Here is a 15,140-nt window from a genome sequence, read left to right as displayed (position 1 = left end):
GATTGACGCCTACACCTCCTGGATATTTTTAGTTGTAACGAGAACATACGTTTGGTATAATTAAGCGGACGAGATTGAGGTTAAGGGAGTGTTCGACCTTATGCAAGAAGCGGTGGAAGAGGTCCCTTTGACATATAACGCGTTTCTTGCGGGGTTCGGCACTGAGCAAGCTTGCGTCTCTGCTCTGTTCGCAGCGCGCTGGCCTGACGGATTCCGATGTCCGGCTTGCGGCGGCGCCCGTTACTATCCGGTATCAACGAGACGTCTCCCCCTATACGAATGCGTAAAGTGCAGGCTGCAGACCTCCGTTATCGCTGGTACGGTCATGGAGGGAAGCCGAACTTCGCTTACGCGTTGGTTTCATGCCATCTATTTGCTGTCCCGTCCGGACGGGATCAGCGCTCTCCGCCTTGCTGACGTGATTCAAGTCACTTATAAGACCGCCTGGCTCATGGCCCATAAGATACGCAGCGCAATGTCGGATGCGGATGCTTCCGTGCGATTAACCGGCAATCTCCGCATCGATCGATGCTACTACGGTGATCCGGTATTCGACGATGCGCGTCAGCCCCTGCTGATCGGCGCCTCCGTCGACGATGAAGAGACCCCTGTTTTTATCAAAATCAAACAACCCTTGCCGCATCATGTTGTCTCCGACAAGCGATTTATCAAACCTGAAGGGATTCAAGCCTTCTACGAGGAACATACCGACTACGCGGATACGCCTGATTCTTATCGTTATCGCAAAGCGCATTCAACACTATGGCCTATCATCCAGGCGTTCCCTGCTTGGCTTAATTTAACGTTCAACGGCATCGGCGCCAAACACCTTCAGCTTTATTTAGACGAATTCGCATTTAGGCAAAATTGCGCTCTGCAAAACTTCGCAGCTTTCTCAACGTCCCTCTATTGGTGCGCCAACTCTCGTGCCCTTGCGTATCCGGTACTTACCGCGTACAGACCCACGCTTGATACCCCATGGCTCGTTTTCGGAAGCAAAGCCCGCTGGAGAGGAACTCATCTTTCTCGGTGGGGCGCTTAGCGTTCTGGTACTAAAGTAGGAAATGGAATCGAGAGTTTAATTGTAGTGGACTCGCAAGTGCAGTGGCTGCGGGAGTGTAATAGTTGCGAAAGTGCAGTGGTTGCGGGAGTGCAAGTGCAGTGGCTGCGGGAGCGGTGTAGTAGTTGCGGAAGTCCAGTGGTTACGGGAGTATGGTGGAGTTAGGGAGTATTCCTGAGCTAATGGGATAATGGCATGCGGCGAAAATAAGGAGTCTTATCTCTGAGCGTGGAATATTTTGGATATCAGGTATAAAAAAACCGCTTCGCTAAAACTAGCGAGGCGGCTTATGGTGCTCTGAAATTAAGTGCGCAGCATCTGAACGGCGGCGGTCCTGCCCATTTCTACGCAGTCGGGGAGGCCTACGGCGTCGAAAGAAGCGCCGGTTGCGTATACGCCTGGCAAGGATGCGGCTAGCTGAGCCCGCAAGGCTGCGATGGCGGCGGTATGTCCGACGGGGTACTGCGGCATGGAACGGCGGAGCCGGGTAATTTCCACGAATTCAGGTTCGGCGGTAAGCCCCATCAGCTCTCGAAGATCCAGACGGACGGCTTCGACAAGCTCGGCATCCGGCAGTTCGACGCCTGATTCGTCGCCGGCTCTGCCTACGTAACACCGAATCAGCCGTTTGCCGCTTGGCGCTGTATGCTGCCATTTGGCGGAGGTCCAAGTGCTGGCCGTAATCGTTCGCTTCTCCGCGCGAGGTACCAGGAAGCCCGAACCGTCTAGATTGTGGCCGAAGCCTTTCTCGTCGAAACCGAGCACGACGTTCGCGACCGAGACATAGTCGATATTCGCGAGTGTCGCAGCGTCGATATGAGGCGCTAGCAGCGGCAAAGCGGAGAAGGCGGGGGTCGCGATCAGCACGCGGTCGGCTTCGAAAGCGGTGCCATCCTCCAGCCTCATTTTGTAAACGCTTAGCTGCTCACTGTCGATACGCTCCAAGGACCGCACGCCCGTACCCAAACGAACATCGCAATCGTACGCCTGCAGCCGCGCCTGAAGAGACTCGATCAAGGTAGACAGCCCGTTTCGGAAGGTAAGGAACGCCGTAGGCGGGACCGGATAGCCGCCGACCGCCTCCGACCTTGCGGCTGCCGCTTTTGCGCCGGCGACGGGCGCTTTTCGTTTCGCCTCTATCATGCCGCGTATGACGCTGCCGTACTTGCGCTCCATCTCCGCAAACTGCGGGAAGGTCGCTTGAATGCCGAGCTTATATAAATCGCCCGCGTGTATGCCTGCTAGCAGCGGCTCGGCGATCTTCTCGACCATCTCACGTCCGAGCCTGCGTTCGAGGAAGTCGCCGACGGACTCGTCATCGCCGGTAACATTGGGCGGGATTCGAAGCTCGTCCAGCGCTCTTAGCTTGCCGTGCGGAGACACGAGCGAGTTCTGCGCAAAAGCGCCCAAGTCGTTCGGGATGCCCAAGTTGAGACCTTTGGGCATGGGCCGCAGCTCTCCGCCGTGCGCTAGATATGTCTTGACGGCGGCGGGATTCGTGCCGACCAGCTCGCCTAGCAGGTCAAGATCCTTGGCCAGATGGAGCATCGGAAGCTTGCGCCCGAGGAATGAATCCGGGCCTCGTTCGATCACGAAGCCGTCTCGTCGCAGCGTGTTTACTTTGCCGCCCAGCCTATCCGAAGCTTCGAATAAGGTAACCTCAACCGCGACGCCGGCTTCATCCGCAAGACGGCAAGCGTAAAAGGCGGCGCTTAAACCTGTCAAGCCTCCGCCTACGACGGCAATCCGCAGCGCTTTTCCATCGTTCATGCTCCGGAAGCTCCCGACGCCGAGGACGCATCGATTCGACCGGCAGCCTCGACGACCGAATCCGAGAGGGCTTGCATGTATTTGGGATCGTCGTTCAGCATCTCGATCCGTTCGAGATTAAGCCCAAGCTCAGACGCGCGCCGCTTGGCCTCGATGTCGATGTCGTATAGGACCTCCAGATGGTCAGAGACGAATCCAACCGGCGTAACGAGAACGCGCTTCACGTTCTCATTGGCCAGACCGGCCAGCGTATCCAGGATATCGGGCCCCAGCCAGGGTTGACCGGTCTGCCCGGCGCTCTGCCAAGTAAACTGCCAGCGTTCGATGCCTGCGGCATCGGCCACCGCTTTGGAAGTCTCGAGAAGCTGATCTTGGTAGGGATCGTTCATCTCCAAAATGCGTGCGGGCAGGCTGTGGGCGCTGAACAATACAAGCGTCTCGTCGGCGGTTACGCCCAGCTTGCCGATGCCGCCCTTCACCCGCTCCGCAAGCGCCTCGATCAGAACCGGATGCAGATGGTAGCTCTCTACGCCGGCGAAGGCGATGCCATGCTGCTCGGCCGCTTCTTTTGCGCGCTTGAGATAGCCGCCTACGCTCATCGAGGAATACTGTGGCGTCAACACGATACCGATCGCCGAGCGGATACCGTCTCTGGCCATCGCCGCCACGCCGTCTTCGATAAATGGCGACGCGTGCTTAAGCCCCTGGTAACATACGAAACGCCCGGCGCCTGCCGACTCGTCCAATTTGCGCTGAAGCGCGGCGACCTGCCTGTTCGTATTTTCCCGCAGCGGAAAAACGCCGCCGACGATGGCGCGGTACCGGGACGTCAGGTCCTCGAGCTGCTCCTCCGTCGGCGGATGTCCCCGCCGGATATGCGTATAATAAGCCTCGACGCCTTCCAGACTCTCGGGCGTGCCGTAAGACATCACAAGAACGCCGATTGCCGCGCTAGCCGAATCGCTCATAGGGGTACCTCCGACGCCAGTTTCCGGGCGGTGTAGTCGTGTACGAAGTCCGTTAACTCTTTCAGTTTATCGAGCGACGCCTCGGGGAACAGACCGTGGCCCAGATTAAATATGAAGCCCGGCTCGCGCATGCCTTCGTCCAGAATCGCGCGCGCCTTGGCATGAATGACGTCCTGCGGCGCCGTCAGCACATATGGATCCAGGTTGCCCTGAACGGCGAACCGTCCGCCCGTCCGGCTGCGGCCTTCGGCAATGGACACGCGCCAATCAAGACCGATCACGTCCGCGCGCAGATTTTTCATATAAGGAAGCAGTTCGCCGGAGCTAACGCCAGGGAAGTATATCTTGGGAATATCGAGATCTGCCGTCTGCGCAAAAATGCTCTCGACATGCGGCAGCACGAATTCGGCAAAATCGTGCGGCGCAAGCGCGCCGACCCAGCTGTCGAATAGCTGAACCGCCTGAGCGCCCGAAGACTTGTGCGCCCGCAAATAGGCGGCGGCCATGTCGGCGAGCTTGGCCATCAGCTTGTGCCAAACCGCAGGCTGTCCGTACATCAGTGCCTTGGTCCGCATATACGACTTGGAAGGTCGCCCCTCCACGATGTAGCTAGCCAGTGTAAACGGCGCGCCGGCGAACGTAATCAGAGGCACGTCGAGCTCCCGGCTCAGAATGCGGATCGTCTCGAGCACATGGCCCAAATCCCGCTCCGCGTCGATCGGCGTCAGACGATCCACGTCGGCCTCCGAGCGAACCGGATTATGGATGACCGGACCGACATCCTTGACGATATCGAAGTCGATGCCGATCGACGCGACCGGGTTCATAATATCGGAGTAGAGAATCGCGGCGTCCACCCCAAGCTTGCGCACCGGCATCATCGTGACTTCGGCCGCGAGCTCCGGCTGCCTGCAGATCTCGAGCAAGCTGTATTTTTCTTTGATTTTGCGATAATCGGGGTCGTACCGGCCGGCCTGTCGCATGTACCAGACGGGCACCCGGTCGACGGGCTCGCGCCTGCACGCGCGCAAGAAGCGGTCATTCATTTCGCTGTATCCCCTTTATGTAATAGGATAGGTCCCAATAAAGCGATCATTCGGTTTTATTATGCCCTTTTTGTCCGGATGCCACAACCTGCCGCCCTCGGCTCCTTATGACAATCCGTTGACAAACCGTTAAATATCCGATGAAGAGGAACGAGGTGCGGCTTGGAGCGTTGGAAAATCAATTTGGCGGTGCTATGGCTTGGAAATTTTCTGGTAATGGCGGGCATGACGATGATCACGCCCTTTCTGTCCCTATACCTGCAGCAGGACCTCGGCGTCGTCGGCGAACACGAGATCGGCGTATGGGCCGGGCTGATTTTCGCCGCTAATTTCGTGACCTCCTTCTTCTTTCAGCCGCTGTGGGGCAAGCTGTCGGACCGTTACGGCCGCAAGGTGATGCTGCTGCGCTCGGGCTTCGGTATGTCGATCGTCATGGTGCTGATGGGCTTCGCGGCGACGCCGCTCCATCTGCTATTGCTTCGCATGGCCAACGGCATCATCTCCGGCTACTCCCCGGCGGCGGTCTCGCTCGTATCGGCGTCGACCCCGAAGCACAAGATCGGCTTCGCGATGGGCACCCTGCAATCCGGCGGCACCGCCGGAACGATCCTGGGGCCGCTGATCGGCGGACTGATGGCGGATTCGTTCGGCTTCCGGCCGATCTTCTATATAACGGGCTCGCTCATGTTCGTCGCTTCCCTGCTTTCCTGGCTGCTGGTGCGCGAGCGCTTCGACAAGGCGGCCGCCCGCGTCGCGCCGCGCACCAGCCTGGCCGCCGCCTTTAAGGCGCTTGCCGCCATACCGCAATTGCCGGCGCTGTTCTCCGTCACCTTCCTGATCCAGTTCGCGATGCTGAGCCCGATGGCGCTCATACCGATCTACGTGCAGCATCTTCACGGCACGACGGAGAACCTCGCCTTTTGGGCGGGGTTCGTCGGCTCGGTCACGGGCTTCTCCAACATGTTCAGCGCGCCGCTGCTCGGCAAGGTGAGCGACCGGAGCGGCGCTACGCGCGTGCTCGTCTTTTCTTTGCTCGGCGCGGGAGTGCTTTTTATTCCGCAAGCTTTCGTGACGAGCGTGGGGCAGCTGCTCGTCTGCCGGTTCTTGCTCGGCTGCTTCGTCGGGGGACTGATCCCGACCGTCAACGCGTTAATCCGCCGCCACACCCCCGACAGCCAGGTCAGCATGGCGTTCGGCTTCAACAGCAGCGCCGTCGCGCTCGGCAATATGGCCGGTCCCGTCATCGGAGGCGCGCTGTCCGGTTACATCGGCATCGAAGGCCTTTTTCTGATCTCGGCGGCGGCCCTTCTCGGGACGTCGCTATGGGCGCGAAGCTCGCTGACCCATCGGGATTCCGCTGCTGAAGCTAGCGGACCATAAATAACGCGAGCCCGTCGTAGGAAGGCAAATGCGTGCCCATCAAACGCGGGTCGGTTGCCAGACGGCGGTTAAAGTCCCGCACCGCCTGCACGGCGGGACCTTGCTTCGATTCGTTCAGCGTACGTCCCCGCAGCAGCGTGTTATCGGCCGCGATCAGCGCTCCCGGCTCGGCGAGAAGAATCGCCCGCTCGAGGTAATTCGGGTAATTCTCCTTGTCGGCGTCGATAAAGAAAAAATCGAAACGCCGTCCCGCCGCGACAAGTCGATCCAGCGAAGCCAGCGCGTCTCCCACGATCACCTCGGCGCGATCGCCAAAACCCGCTTGCGTCAGGTTCGCCAGCGCCAGTTCGGCATACTCCGGCCTAAGCTCCAACGACGTAAGCTTGCCGCCCTGGGACAGGCCGCGGGCCAGGCATATGCCGCTGTATCCGGCAAGCGCGCCGATCTCGAGCGGCGCCTTGCAGCGAGCGGCGGCGATCAGCATCGTCAGCAGTCGGCCGTAGCCTGGCGCCACCGAGATCTCGGGCATCCCACGCTCCCGTATCGACGCCGTCACGCGAGTCAAGTCGGCATCCTCTTCGAACAGTCCGTCCAAATACGCTTCGGGACTCATCGTCCGCCCTTCATCGAACCGTTCTGCCATCTTCAGGCCCGCCTCTCTCATCTTCATTCAGAAGTTCTTGAATGAGATCGTTCTTATTCACGTTCGTTGCTCGGCGTTCAAAATTATATACGTTCCGCGGCGTTCCTGCAAAATAACGTATCACCCCTTATTGCCCGATCGCCATGACACGGCAGGACGCAGTTCGCGCGTGAAAAATAGCGGTGGAAGCGTTATACTGGTCTTTGTGCGATGACGGCTTCCACCCACCGAAGCGAAGCCGCAATGGAATTTACCGGCCGATCCGGATAAAGGGGAATCGATAAGTGATCAATACGGAGCTTCGTACGAAGGCCTCCAAAGGCGTCAAGCTGACAGCCGCCGGTCTGGCTGCCTGGCCATACTGGGGCGCTATGCTGCTCATTCTGTCTTTCGTCTACAAGTTAAACTGGCTCGATGGTCAACTGGACGTCGGCGGCATGAACCAATGGAAATGGATGGTCAACTACGGCGCCATGATGATCGCCACGTTCTGGATCGTCTGGCTCGGCAAGCGGGCGCGCGCGGTTGCGCTCGCCGTTCTCGATATTGTCCTGTCCGTGCTGCTTTTCGCGGACCTTGTCTACTTCCGTTATTTTAAAGATTTCATCTCCATTCCCGTCCTCCTTCAGGCGAATCAAGTGAGCTCGCTCGAAGACAGCATATGGAGCCTCGTCCACCGCGGCGATCTCGTGTTGGTATGCGACGTTCCCGTCGCCATCGCTTATGCCGTATGGGCATGCTGGTACTGGCGTCCCGCGCGTCTCTCCCGGCGCTACGGGTCGTCGCCGGTGCGCAGCCGTTCCCGCTCCCGCCTCATCCTCAATACTGCGCTGGCCGGCGCGCTGCTCGCGATGGGCATCGCCATGATCTCCGGACCCGTCAATCAGCAGAAGAACGGATGGGCCAGCGGCCTCTTCGTCGGCAACTGGTGGAACATTCCGATCTACAACGTAACCGGACTGCTCGGCTTCCACGGCTATGACACATATCGCTATGCCAAGGAACATTGGTTCAGCGGAGGCGTCGGCGAAGAGCAGATCCAGGAGGCGAAGGACTGGTTCGGCGAGCGCAAGCTGCTGCAGGAGCAGGCTGAATCGGAGCCGCTGTTCGGAGCCGCCGCCGGCAAAAACATTTTGATGATCCAGGCGGAAGCGTTCCAGTCGTTCGTCATCGGGCAGAAGGTCGAAGGCAAGGAGATCACCCCCAACCTGAACGCTCTGATCGGGAAAAGCCTTTATTTCCCTAACTTTTACCACCAGACCGGCCAGGGCCGGACTTCGGACGCCGACTTCCTCACCAGCTGCTCGCTGCATCCGATGCCGACCGGGTCCGTTTTTATCCGTTTCGCCGATCATGACTTCAACTGCCTGCCCGAGATTCTAAACGGCAAAGGCTACGATACGACCGTCCATCACGCTTACGACGGCAGCTTCTGGAACCGCAACAACATGTATCACAACATGGATTACGGGCAATTTTACAGCATCAAGGACTTCGACGACGACGAACCGCTCGGCTGGTCCATCGGCGACAAGTCGTTCCTGCAGCAGACCGTCGACCAGATCAAGGAACGCGGCGCTTCGCCTTTCTATGCGTTCGCGATCACCATATCGGGCCACCATCCGTTTAATCTGCCGGATTACAAGACCGAGTTCGACGTCGGCGACTACGACGGCACGACGTTCGGCGACTATCTGCAGGCCGCCCACTACGTGGACGCGGCGATCGCAGAGCTCATCCAGCGCCTCCAGGACGAGGGATTGTGGGACAACACGGTGCTCATGCTGTACGGCGACCACGACAACTCGCTATACGACAAGAAGCCGTACGAGCAGTTGCTAGGCAAATCGCTGTCCGCCGAAGAGATGGACGCGATCATCCGCAAGGTGCCTTTCTTCATTCACTTCCCTGGCGACGAAAACGCCGGCGTGAACGAAAAAGCCGTCGGACAGCTGGATACGGCGCCTACGATTCTCCAGATGCTAGGCATTCCGATGGGAGACAACAAGATGATGGGCGTGAGCATGCTGTCCGCCGCGGAGAAACCGGTCGTCTTCCGAACCGGCGGCTTCACGGACGGCAAGGTGTATTACATGCCTTCGAGCGGCGGCACCGGCGCCGCAGGATCCTGCTATTCGCTCGCGGATGGCGCGGCGACCGACATATCCGCCTGCGCGGCAGGCAGCGAAGCCGCGAACCGGGAGCTGCAGGTGTCCGACATCGTCGTCGAGCACGACTTGCTCCCCGAGCTGAAGAAAGAAGACGGTAACTAACCGCAAATCCGCTCGCGAACATCCGTATGTAAATGAACTTTAGCGAAATCAAAAGAGCGCCCCTGCCGTAAGTTGCGGCCGGGACGCTCTTTCTGTTTATTTGCGGGCTTTGATGAACGGCTTGACCTTCTCGAGCGCTTCGTCCTCGGAGGGCGCGGCGATGTACCGCCCGTTGATGAAGACGAACGCCCGCTTGGCGCAGGGGCCGCAATACGACTTGCAGCCGACGCGGATCTCGGCCGCCGGGTCCAGCTTCTGCAGCTTGCTCGTCAGCGTCTTGACCCGCGTGTGCTTGCATTTGTCGCAAATGCGGATGTCGTTGAGACTGGGGCCAGCCGCCGGATCCGCAGCGGGGATCGTCCGGATCTCCGGCGGCGCCGCACGCTCAGTGATCGCCATGGTTCCCCTTGCTCGGGTTCGTGATCACGAAGCCTTCTTGCGGAAAATAGAGATAATCGATCTTGACGCCGTCTAGCAGCTCGACGCCCTTGGCCAGCAGTACGTCGATTCCTTTATCGGTGGAGACGATCTCGTCGTCCGCTGTCGGCTTGGACATGTCCAGGCCGTAGTGGGCGTGATCGCCGTGACTGTGCGTGATCAGGACGCGAAGGTACTGGCCTTCGTTCTCCGGCTTGTCCAGCTCGAGCTTCAGGATCTTGGCCGCATTGCGCGTAATCTTGCATTGCATGATCGTGTTCACTCCAATCGTCGGCATCTCTCCCTGCGGAAGCCGTGTTCGCCGGGGAGATCATGTTCTATTGTATAACCCTCCGGGGCTTAAGTCCAGCGCTTCCGTGAGCAGCCGCAGGCAATCGTCGTACATGTCCTCGAACGCGGCCAAGGGCAGCGGATTGCGGCCATGACCTGCTTCGACGGTGAAGCCGGGCTTGCGGAATCTCGCGATGAACCAATCCTTGAAGCCCGCGTCGCTGCCCGAGAGCTCGACCGGCCGGTAGCCAGAAGCGAGGCCGAGACGGCTCGCCCAGGCTTTCGACTCCGGCGGCTCCAGGCCGCCGTAGTTCCAATAGATCTCCTCCCCCTGCGTATGCAGCGAGATGACGGCGTCGAAGTCCTGCTCCTCCGCGAAGCTCGCGAGAGCCGCGGCCTCCGGCTCGCAGAGCGGCGCATCGCCGCCGTAATCGCGCGGGGCCGGACCCGGCACGCCGCGGCGCCGGCGCTCCTCTTCCCATCCGGCGGGAAACTGGTCGTTCAGGTCGACGCCCCTCGCGTTGGCCTTCCAGTTGCGAAAAGATGGAGAGCCTCGGTTCCAGCGGCCGAGCTGTGCCGACAGCGGATGGCCCGGCTGGAGCCCCTCTTGTACGAGCTCGACGCCGTCGGGGTTGACCATCGGCACCACCCACAACGATGTCCGCCGGTACAAATCTGCCGCCTCCAACCCGCCGATCCGGGCCCTGCGGCGGCATGCCCGCCCGTAATCCTCCAGAAAGCGCATCGCGATCAGCGAGGTGATCCATTCGTTGGCATGCACGGCGGCATTCAGATGCCAGCAAAACGGACCGTCCCCGATCCGCAAAGCCACGATCGGCTTGCCCATGACGCTTTTGCCGATCGTGGCGGTCTTCAGAAAGGGAAAAGCGTTCGTCAGCCGCTTGACGTCGGCCGCCAGTCTCGCCGGCCCGTAACCGGACGACGGGATGACGATGCGGGCGGGGGACGGCGGAGGCAGCTCGATGCGGGCGCCTGCGACCGGTTCCGCTCCCCCGGACAAGCCCGGATTGAGCTCCCTCAACCGGGACGCCGCGCACGCGAACGCCTCTGCGATGTCCGCCAGCGTGTCGCCCGGCTGTACGACATACATGCGCTTCTGCGCCGTAGGCACAGGCAAGTATAATAGCTCCCCCGCGCGCAGCGGCTCGCTTGCGAGCCGCTGCGGATTCGCCATGATCAGCTCTCGGCAGCCTACGCCCGAGGCTCTGGCGATCGACCTATACGTATCACCCCGCGCCGCCACATACTCCTCCGCTCGCATCCCGATCCCTCCCCGCTGCTATGGCGAACCGGCACTACCTCCGGTCAAGTCGCCTTTTTGCGTATATTTTTGTATGCCATGACCCGCCGGGTTATGACGCCGATACGCAAAAACGAAGCCTTCCGGCTGCCTGCTGGCGGCTGGAAGGCTTCGATGATGGAACGGTTTAGGCGCCGATATGCGGCACTTGCCAGACGACCGGCGTCAGGCGGATCTGCTCGCCGAGCCAGGTCTGGGCGATCTCCCGGAACTTCGCCGGATCGCCGCTGCAAAAAAACTGATGCAGCGGCGCGCCGTCCGCGGTGGCCGCAAGCTGGTCCGACCGCTCCAGAATGGAGCGGATCTCCCGGGCGGTCTCGTCCGCCGAGCTGATAAGCGCGACGCCGGGTCCCATCGTCTCGGAGATCGTCTCGGCCAGGAACGGATAGTGAGTGCAGCCGAGAATCAGGCTGTCCAACTGCGTGTCCCGCAGCGTGGCGAGCGACGCCTCCACGATCTCGCGCGTGCGCGCGGACCGGAAGTTGCCATCCTCCACGAGCGGAACGAAGCCGGGACAGGCCTCGCTGACGACTTGTACCTTGCCGCCCGACAGCCGGTTCAGCGCCGCCTCGTATGCGCCGCTACGGATCGTGCCCTCGGTGCCGATAACGCCGATGACGCCCGTGCGCGTGCGTCCAAGCGCGGCGCGGGCCCCCGGCCCGATGACGCCCACGACCGGCACGGAGACGCGGCTCGTGATGTCCTCAAGCGCGACGGCCGTGGCCGTGTTGCAGGCGATGACGATCATTTTCGGATTGAATTGGACCAGATAGTCGACAATCTCCCGGGTAAATTCGACGACTTGCTCGGGGGAGCGGGACCCGTAAGGCGTGCGCGCCGTATCGCCGAAATATAAAATCTTCTCTCGGGGAAGCTGACGCATCACTTCCTTGACGACTGTCAGTCCGCCCACGCCGGAGTCCAGGACTGCGATCGCTTGTTGCACGAGAACACCGCTTTCTGCTATGGAGATGACGAATCTAGATAAATTATGAGATCTTCGCGCAAAAGGTACCTACATATTAGCGCATATTCAGATGCGGTTCAAGGCGCGAAGCAGCGCCGTCCGGACCTGCCGGACGGCGCTGCTTCGCGCGCTTATGCTGCTTGCGGATCAGATCGCCTCGGCATCGTCCGATGCCGCCGGGGTTTCAGCCGCATCCTTTTTGCCGAGCTTGGCGCGGACCTCCCCGGCCCAATCCGCCGACTTCTTCGCCAGCGTCTGCGCGGCGCTGCCGGCCGCCTTGCCCAGCTCGGCTGTCTTGTCGCCTACGAGCTGGGCTTTGTCGGCGATGTCCTTGCGCAGCTCCTTGCCCGGCTTGGGCGCCAGCAGCAGCGCGGCCGCCGCGCCGAGCGCAGCGCCGGACAGCGCGCCGATCAGGAATGATTTTACCGCTTTTCGTTCTGCCATCGTGAATCCCTCCGATTGTCGATTTCCGCTTCCCTTTTTGCTTCGGATCCGCGCTTGCGGCATCAGCCGGATTTGTATTCACCGACGGAAGGATGACCTGGTCCGACGGATCGGCCGGATCCGCAGAGTACCTTCAGCCGCCTCAGCCCGAGGCGTCAGCCGGATCGGCCGGAGCAGCCGCCGATCGGTCAGGCGGGCCGGCCGGGGCGGCGGCGTTCTGCGTCCAGCGGGCGAACCGCCCCCGCCAGGCGTCCAGGAGCGCCGCCGCGGTCTCGGCGGAGCGGGCGGCGGCCTCGCCGAACGCCCTGCCGCCCTCGGCTAGCCGCGCCGCGGACCTTGCCGCTCCGCGGCACATCTCCGCGGCTTCCGCGCCGCCGGCCGCGAGCCGTGCCAGCTGCCGCAGCGATTCGGCGCCTTCCGCCTCCAGCGTCCGCGCGGCCGCCCGGAGCGCGTTCAGCGCCCTTGCTGCCGCCACAGCGGCGTGCAGCGCCGCGACCGCGGCCGCCGCGAACATGACCGCCGCCGCATACCCTGCGATCGTCCAGGCCATCGTCTCTCCTCCCTCGGGATCGAACCTTCGCTTGCGAAGCCGGGCATCCGCCCATGCGCTTAACACAGTATAAGAACGTTGGGCCCGTCCTGACACTGCATGCGGGCAATATTTTTTTCTCCGGACGTATCGGGGGGAAAAGAACGATTCGTTTAAGTCGTTCTCATCCGCAGACGCGGCCGCCGGAAATAAAAATGCCGGCCACAGGCTCGCGCCCCGCCGGCTTCCTATAGATTATCCAACTTGCGTTCAAGACGTCGCTGCCCGTTCCTGCGAATGGCGCCTTATCGCGTACGTGCACTTGGCCCCGCCGTCCGCGATGCATTCGGTACGATTGACCTCGGCGCCGAGAAGCGTCTCGAACAGCTGTTGCTCGCAGCTGCAGGCTTGGCGGTACTTGCCGGCGACCTGCGCGATCGGGCAATTGTATTCGTAGAGCGTATACCCGTCCCCTGTCCCATCGCGTTCCCAATGGGACATGTAGCCGCCCGCCTGCTGGATCTCGGACAGTTCGGCCACGCGCTCCTCGAGCGTGGCCCCGGCCATCGCGGCCATGTGCCGGGCGACGAGCTTGTCGCGGCGGCCGGCGAACAGACGGCCGATCATCGCTTCGCCCTCGGGATCGCCGTCCAGCTCGCCCAACAGGTCGAGCGCGAGCTGCGGGTAATTTTTCGGAAATAGATCGTCCGCGCGCTGCGTCAATCGATAGACGGCCATGGGCCGGCCCATGGCCTGCTTGACGACCTCGGCGGCGACGAGGCCCTCGCGCTCGAGCGCCTGCACATGCCGGCGCACGCCCATCTCCGTAATGGACAGCGCCTGCGAGAGCGAGGCGATGCTGCCGCCGCCGCCCGTACGGAGCGTCTGAAGCAGCTGCTGTCGTGTTGTTCTTCCTTCGTCGTGCGGCAGCATGCGCCTCTCCTCCTTCATGCCTGCGTCGCCGGGCCTAAATAAAAAAAACGCCGCCCGCTTATGCTCCTATTGTATAGGAATAAGCGTGCAGCGTAAATTGCCAATCCCCGTCAGCGCTCCTGTTCCCATGGGTCGAGCTCGCGGCTCAGATAGAGCTTCACCGCTTCGGAGAACGACTCCAGCATGCCCTGCAGCTCTCCGGTAAGCGGGTGCAGCTGCTGCCGCTGCCACAGGTCGTAGTCCTGCACGAGCGGCCTCCGCAGCGCCACGAGCGTGCGAAGACGATCCGCCGCCTGCGCGTCGATAACGCCCTCGCCGCCGATGACGCCGACGATATCCTCGTAGCTGCCGGCGTCGCGCATCATGAAGCCGTCGATCAGGAAACTGCCGATGTCCGTCACGATCTCGAGCGCCAGGTGCAGGCAGCGCTCCTGCGCGAGCCCCTGCATCAGATCGCCTCTCCATTCGGAAGCCAGCCTGGACGCGGCCGCTCCCAAGTCCGGGGCGCAGCGCAGCCGGCTCGCGATCGCTTCTCTGTTCACGTAGTACATGCCATCACCCTCAGTCCTTCTTGCTCCGCTTATTGCGGCCTTTGCGCCTCAGCCAATAGACCATGATCAACGCGCTGATAATGATCACCAGCAGATACGTCATCATCTCGTACAGATCGCCGGCGCCGGAGTCGGTCGTTGTGTTCACGTATTATGCCCCTCAGCTCTCATAATCGACGACGGCTTGCGCTTCGCGCGCGACCGTCATGTGCTCGATGACTTTTTTGTGCTCGGGATGCACTTGGTAGGCCTGCATGTCCTCGAGAGAAGCAAACTTGGTCACGAGCGAGACGTCGTAAGAGCGCTCGCCGTGCACGATGTCCGTGCCGACCTCGATGGAGAGGAGCTGCTCGATCTTGCCTTCCATGTTGCGAAGCACGGCAGCCGTCTTCTCGACGCTCTCCGGACTGCGGTCCTTTAATTTAAACAATACGATATGCGTCAGCATGATCTTGTCCCCTTTCAGGATAAAATGCCCGGTGTTGCAGTCGATGGCGCGCGATGCGGGGCGCTTGGCCGCGCCTGACGCTCCCGCCCGTAAGCCGCC

Annotated in this window: 17 protein-coding genes; 3 read left to right on the top strand and 14 right to left on the bottom strand. The window is 61.1% G+C overall.

The genetic code is table 11. The annotated features are described in order from the left end of the window. Positions 1-100: 100 nt before the first annotated feature. On the top strand, positions 101-1,042 hold the full coding sequence (locus tag PQG80_RS00260; protein ID WP_271749105.1) for an IS1595 family transposase: 942 nt from the start codon (positions 101-103) through the stop codon (positions 1,040-1,042). Between the two features lie 321 nt (positions 1,043-1,363). Here PQG80_RS00260 and hemG read toward each other — a convergent pair whose 3' ends face one another. Genes hemG through hemE form a run of 3 tightly spaced genes read right to left on the bottom strand, consistent with a single transcriptional unit; the run spans position 1,364 to position 4,844 of the window. Further along, positions 1,364-2,830 (bottom strand): protoporphyrinogen oxidase, encoded by a 1,467-nt coding sequence (gene hemG / locus PQG80_RS00255; protein WP_271749104.1) that lies wholly within the window; start codon positions 2,828-2,830, stop codon positions 1,364-1,366. Continuing rightward, positions 2,827-3,798, bottom strand: a complete 972-nt coding sequence (hemH, locus tag PQG80_RS00250; RefSeq protein WP_271749103.1) for a ferrochelatase — start codon at positions 3,796-3,798, stop codon at positions 2,827-2,829. Before hemH ends, hemG begins: the two co-directional genes overlap by 4 nt. Next, complete coding sequence (hemE, locus tag PQG80_RS00245) at positions 3,795-4,844, bottom strand: uroporphyrinogen decarboxylase (protein ID WP_271749102.1); 1,050 nt, start codon at positions 4,842-4,844, stop codon at positions 3,795-3,797. The genes hemH and hemE overlap by 4 nt, the downstream gene beginning before the upstream one ends. 162 nt (positions 4,845-5,006) lie before the next feature. Here hemE and PQG80_RS00240 point away from each other — a divergent pair, with 162 nt between their 5' ends. Further along, positions 5,007-6,224: an MFS transporter gene (locus PQG80_RS00240; RefSeq protein ID WP_271749101.1), complete on the top strand. Its 1,218-nt coding sequence runs from the start codon at positions 5,007-5,009 to the stop codon at positions 6,222-6,224. Here PQG80_RS00240 and PQG80_RS00235 read toward each other — a convergent pair. Continuing rightward, positions 6,211-6,867: an O-methyltransferase gene (locus PQG80_RS00235; RefSeq protein ID WP_271749100.1), complete on the bottom strand. Its 657-nt coding sequence runs from the start codon at positions 6,865-6,867 to the stop codon at positions 6,211-6,213. The two genes, PQG80_RS00240 and PQG80_RS00235, sit on opposite strands and share 14 nt — an antisense overlap. Before the next feature lie 284 nt (positions 6,868-7,151). Between PQG80_RS00235 and PQG80_RS00230 the strand changes: the two genes are divergently transcribed. Further along, complete coding sequence (locus PQG80_RS00230) at positions 7,152-9,140, top strand: LTA synthase family protein (RefSeq protein ID WP_271749099.1); 1,989 nt, start codon at positions 7,152-7,154, stop codon at positions 9,138-9,140. Between the two features lie 96 nt (positions 9,141-9,236). On the opposite strand, the gene PQG80_RS00225 is transcribed toward PQG80_RS00230, so the two are convergent. The 10 genes from PQG80_RS00225 to PQG80_RS00180 all read right to left on the bottom strand — a co-directional run bounded on the left by PQG80_RS00225 (position 9,237) and on the right by PQG80_RS00180 (position 15,041). Beyond that, the gene (locus PQG80_RS00225; protein WP_271749902.1) at positions 9,237-9,497 is read right to left on the bottom strand and encodes a YuzB family protein; all 261 of its coding nucleotides are present in this window, start codon (positions 9,495-9,497) and stop codon (positions 9,237-9,239) included. A 28-nt stretch (positions 9,498-9,525) separates the two neighbouring features. Next, positions 9,526-9,828: an iron-sulfur cluster assembly accessory protein gene (locus PQG80_RS00220; RefSeq protein ID WP_271749901.1), complete on the bottom strand. Its 303-nt coding sequence runs from the start codon at positions 9,826-9,828 to the stop codon at positions 9,526-9,528. A 60-nt stretch (positions 9,829-9,888) separates the two neighbouring features. Next, positions 9,889-11,130 (bottom strand): M14 family metallopeptidase, encoded by a 1,242-nt coding sequence (locus PQG80_RS00215; protein WP_271749098.1) that lies wholly within the window; start codon positions 11,128-11,130, stop codon positions 9,889-9,891. A gap of 166 nt (positions 11,131-11,296) precedes the next feature. Further along, complete coding sequence (gene racE, locus PQG80_RS00210) at positions 11,297-12,115, bottom strand: glutamate racemase (protein ID WP_271749097.1); 819 nt, start codon at positions 12,113-12,115, stop codon at positions 11,297-11,299. 168 nt (positions 12,116-12,283) lie between these two features. Continuing rightward, complete coding sequence (locus PQG80_RS00205; RefSeq protein ID WP_271749096.1) at positions 12,284-12,580, bottom strand: YtxH domain-containing protein; 297 nt, start codon at positions 12,578-12,580, stop codon at positions 12,284-12,286. A gap of 142 nt (positions 12,581-12,722) precedes the next feature. Further along, positions 12,723-13,130, bottom strand: coding sequence for a hypothetical protein (locus tag PQG80_RS00200; protein WP_271749095.1), 408 nt, complete (start codon positions 13,128-13,130; stop codon positions 12,723-12,725). Between the two features lie 249 nt (positions 13,131-13,379). After that, positions 13,380-14,042, bottom strand: coding sequence for a helix-turn-helix transcriptional regulator (locus tag PQG80_RS00195; RefSeq protein WP_271749094.1), 663 nt, complete (start codon positions 14,040-14,042; stop codon positions 13,380-13,382). A 110-nt stretch (positions 14,043-14,152) separates the two neighbouring features. Continuing rightward, complete coding sequence (locus PQG80_RS00190) at positions 14,153-14,593, bottom strand: DUF86 domain-containing protein (RefSeq protein ID WP_271749093.1); 441 nt, start codon at positions 14,591-14,593, stop codon at positions 14,153-14,155. Between the two features lie 10 nt (positions 14,594-14,603). Next, on the bottom strand, positions 14,604-14,741 hold the full coding sequence (locus PQG80_RS00185) for a hypothetical protein (RefSeq protein ID WP_271749092.1): 138 nt from the start codon (positions 14,739-14,741) through the stop codon (positions 14,604-14,606). 12 nt (positions 14,742-14,753) lie between these two features. Next, entirely contained in the window at positions 14,754-15,041 is a 288-nt protein-coding gene (locus PQG80_RS00180; protein ID WP_271749900.1) for a Dabb family protein, read from the bottom strand. Positions 15,042-15,140 lie beyond the last annotated feature (99 nt).

Origin of the sequence: Cohnella rhizoplanae, from assembly GCF_948329515.1 — a bacterium.
GTDB classification, from domain to species: domain Bacteria; phylum Bacillota; class Bacilli; order Paenibacillales; family Paenibacillaceae; genus Cohnella; species Cohnella rhizoplanae.
This window is presented reverse-complemented; position numbering and strand designations above follow the sequence as displayed.

Excerpts from the sequence above, each read along its gene's own strand:
- PQG80_RS00260 (WP_271749105.1), top strand. The coding sequence starts at position 101 with ATGCAAGAAGCGGTGGAAGAGGTCCCTTTGACATATAACGCGTTTCTT.
- hemG (WP_271749104.1), bottom strand. The coding sequence starts at position 2,830 with ATGAACGATGGAAAAGCGCTGCGGATTGCCGTCGTAGGCGGAGGCTTG.
- hemH (WP_271749103.1), bottom strand. The coding sequence starts at position 3,798 with ATGAGCGATTCGGCTAGCGCGGCAATCGGCGTTCTTGTGATGTCTTAC.
- hemE (WP_271749102.1), bottom strand. The coding sequence starts at position 4,844 with ATGAATGACCGCTTCTTGCGCGCGTGCAGGCGCGAGCCCGTCGACCGG.
- PQG80_RS00235 (WP_271749100.1), bottom strand. The coding sequence starts at position 6,867 with ATGGCAGAACGGTTCGATGAAGGGCGGACGATGAGTCCCGAAGCGTAT.
- PQG80_RS00220 (WP_271749901.1), bottom strand. The coding sequence starts at position 9,828 with ATGCAATGCAAGATTACGCGCAATGCGGCCAAGATCCTGAAGCTCGAG.
- PQG80_RS00215 (WP_271749098.1), bottom strand. The coding sequence starts at position 11,130 with ATGCGAGCGGAGGAGTATGTGGCGGCGCGGGGTGATACGTATAGGTCG.
- PQG80_RS00205 (WP_271749096.1), bottom strand. The coding sequence starts at position 12,580 with ATGGCAGAACGAAAAGCGGTAAAATCATTCCTGATCGGCGCGCTGTCC.
- PQG80_RS00200 (WP_271749095.1), bottom strand. The coding sequence starts at position 13,130 with ATGGCCTGGACGATCGCAGGGTATGCGGCGGCGGTCATGTTCGCGGCG.
- PQG80_RS00195 (WP_271749094.1), bottom strand. The coding sequence starts at position 14,042 with ATGCTGCCGCACGACGAAGGAAGAACAACACGACAGCAGCTGCTTCAG.
- PQG80_RS00190 (WP_271749093.1), bottom strand. The coding sequence starts at position 14,593 with ATGTACTACGTGAACAGAGAAGCGATCGCGAGCCGGCTGCGCTGCGCC.
- PQG80_RS00180 (WP_271749900.1), bottom strand. The coding sequence starts at position 15,041 with ATGCTGACGCATATCGTATTGTTTAAATTAAAGGACCGCAGTCCGGAG.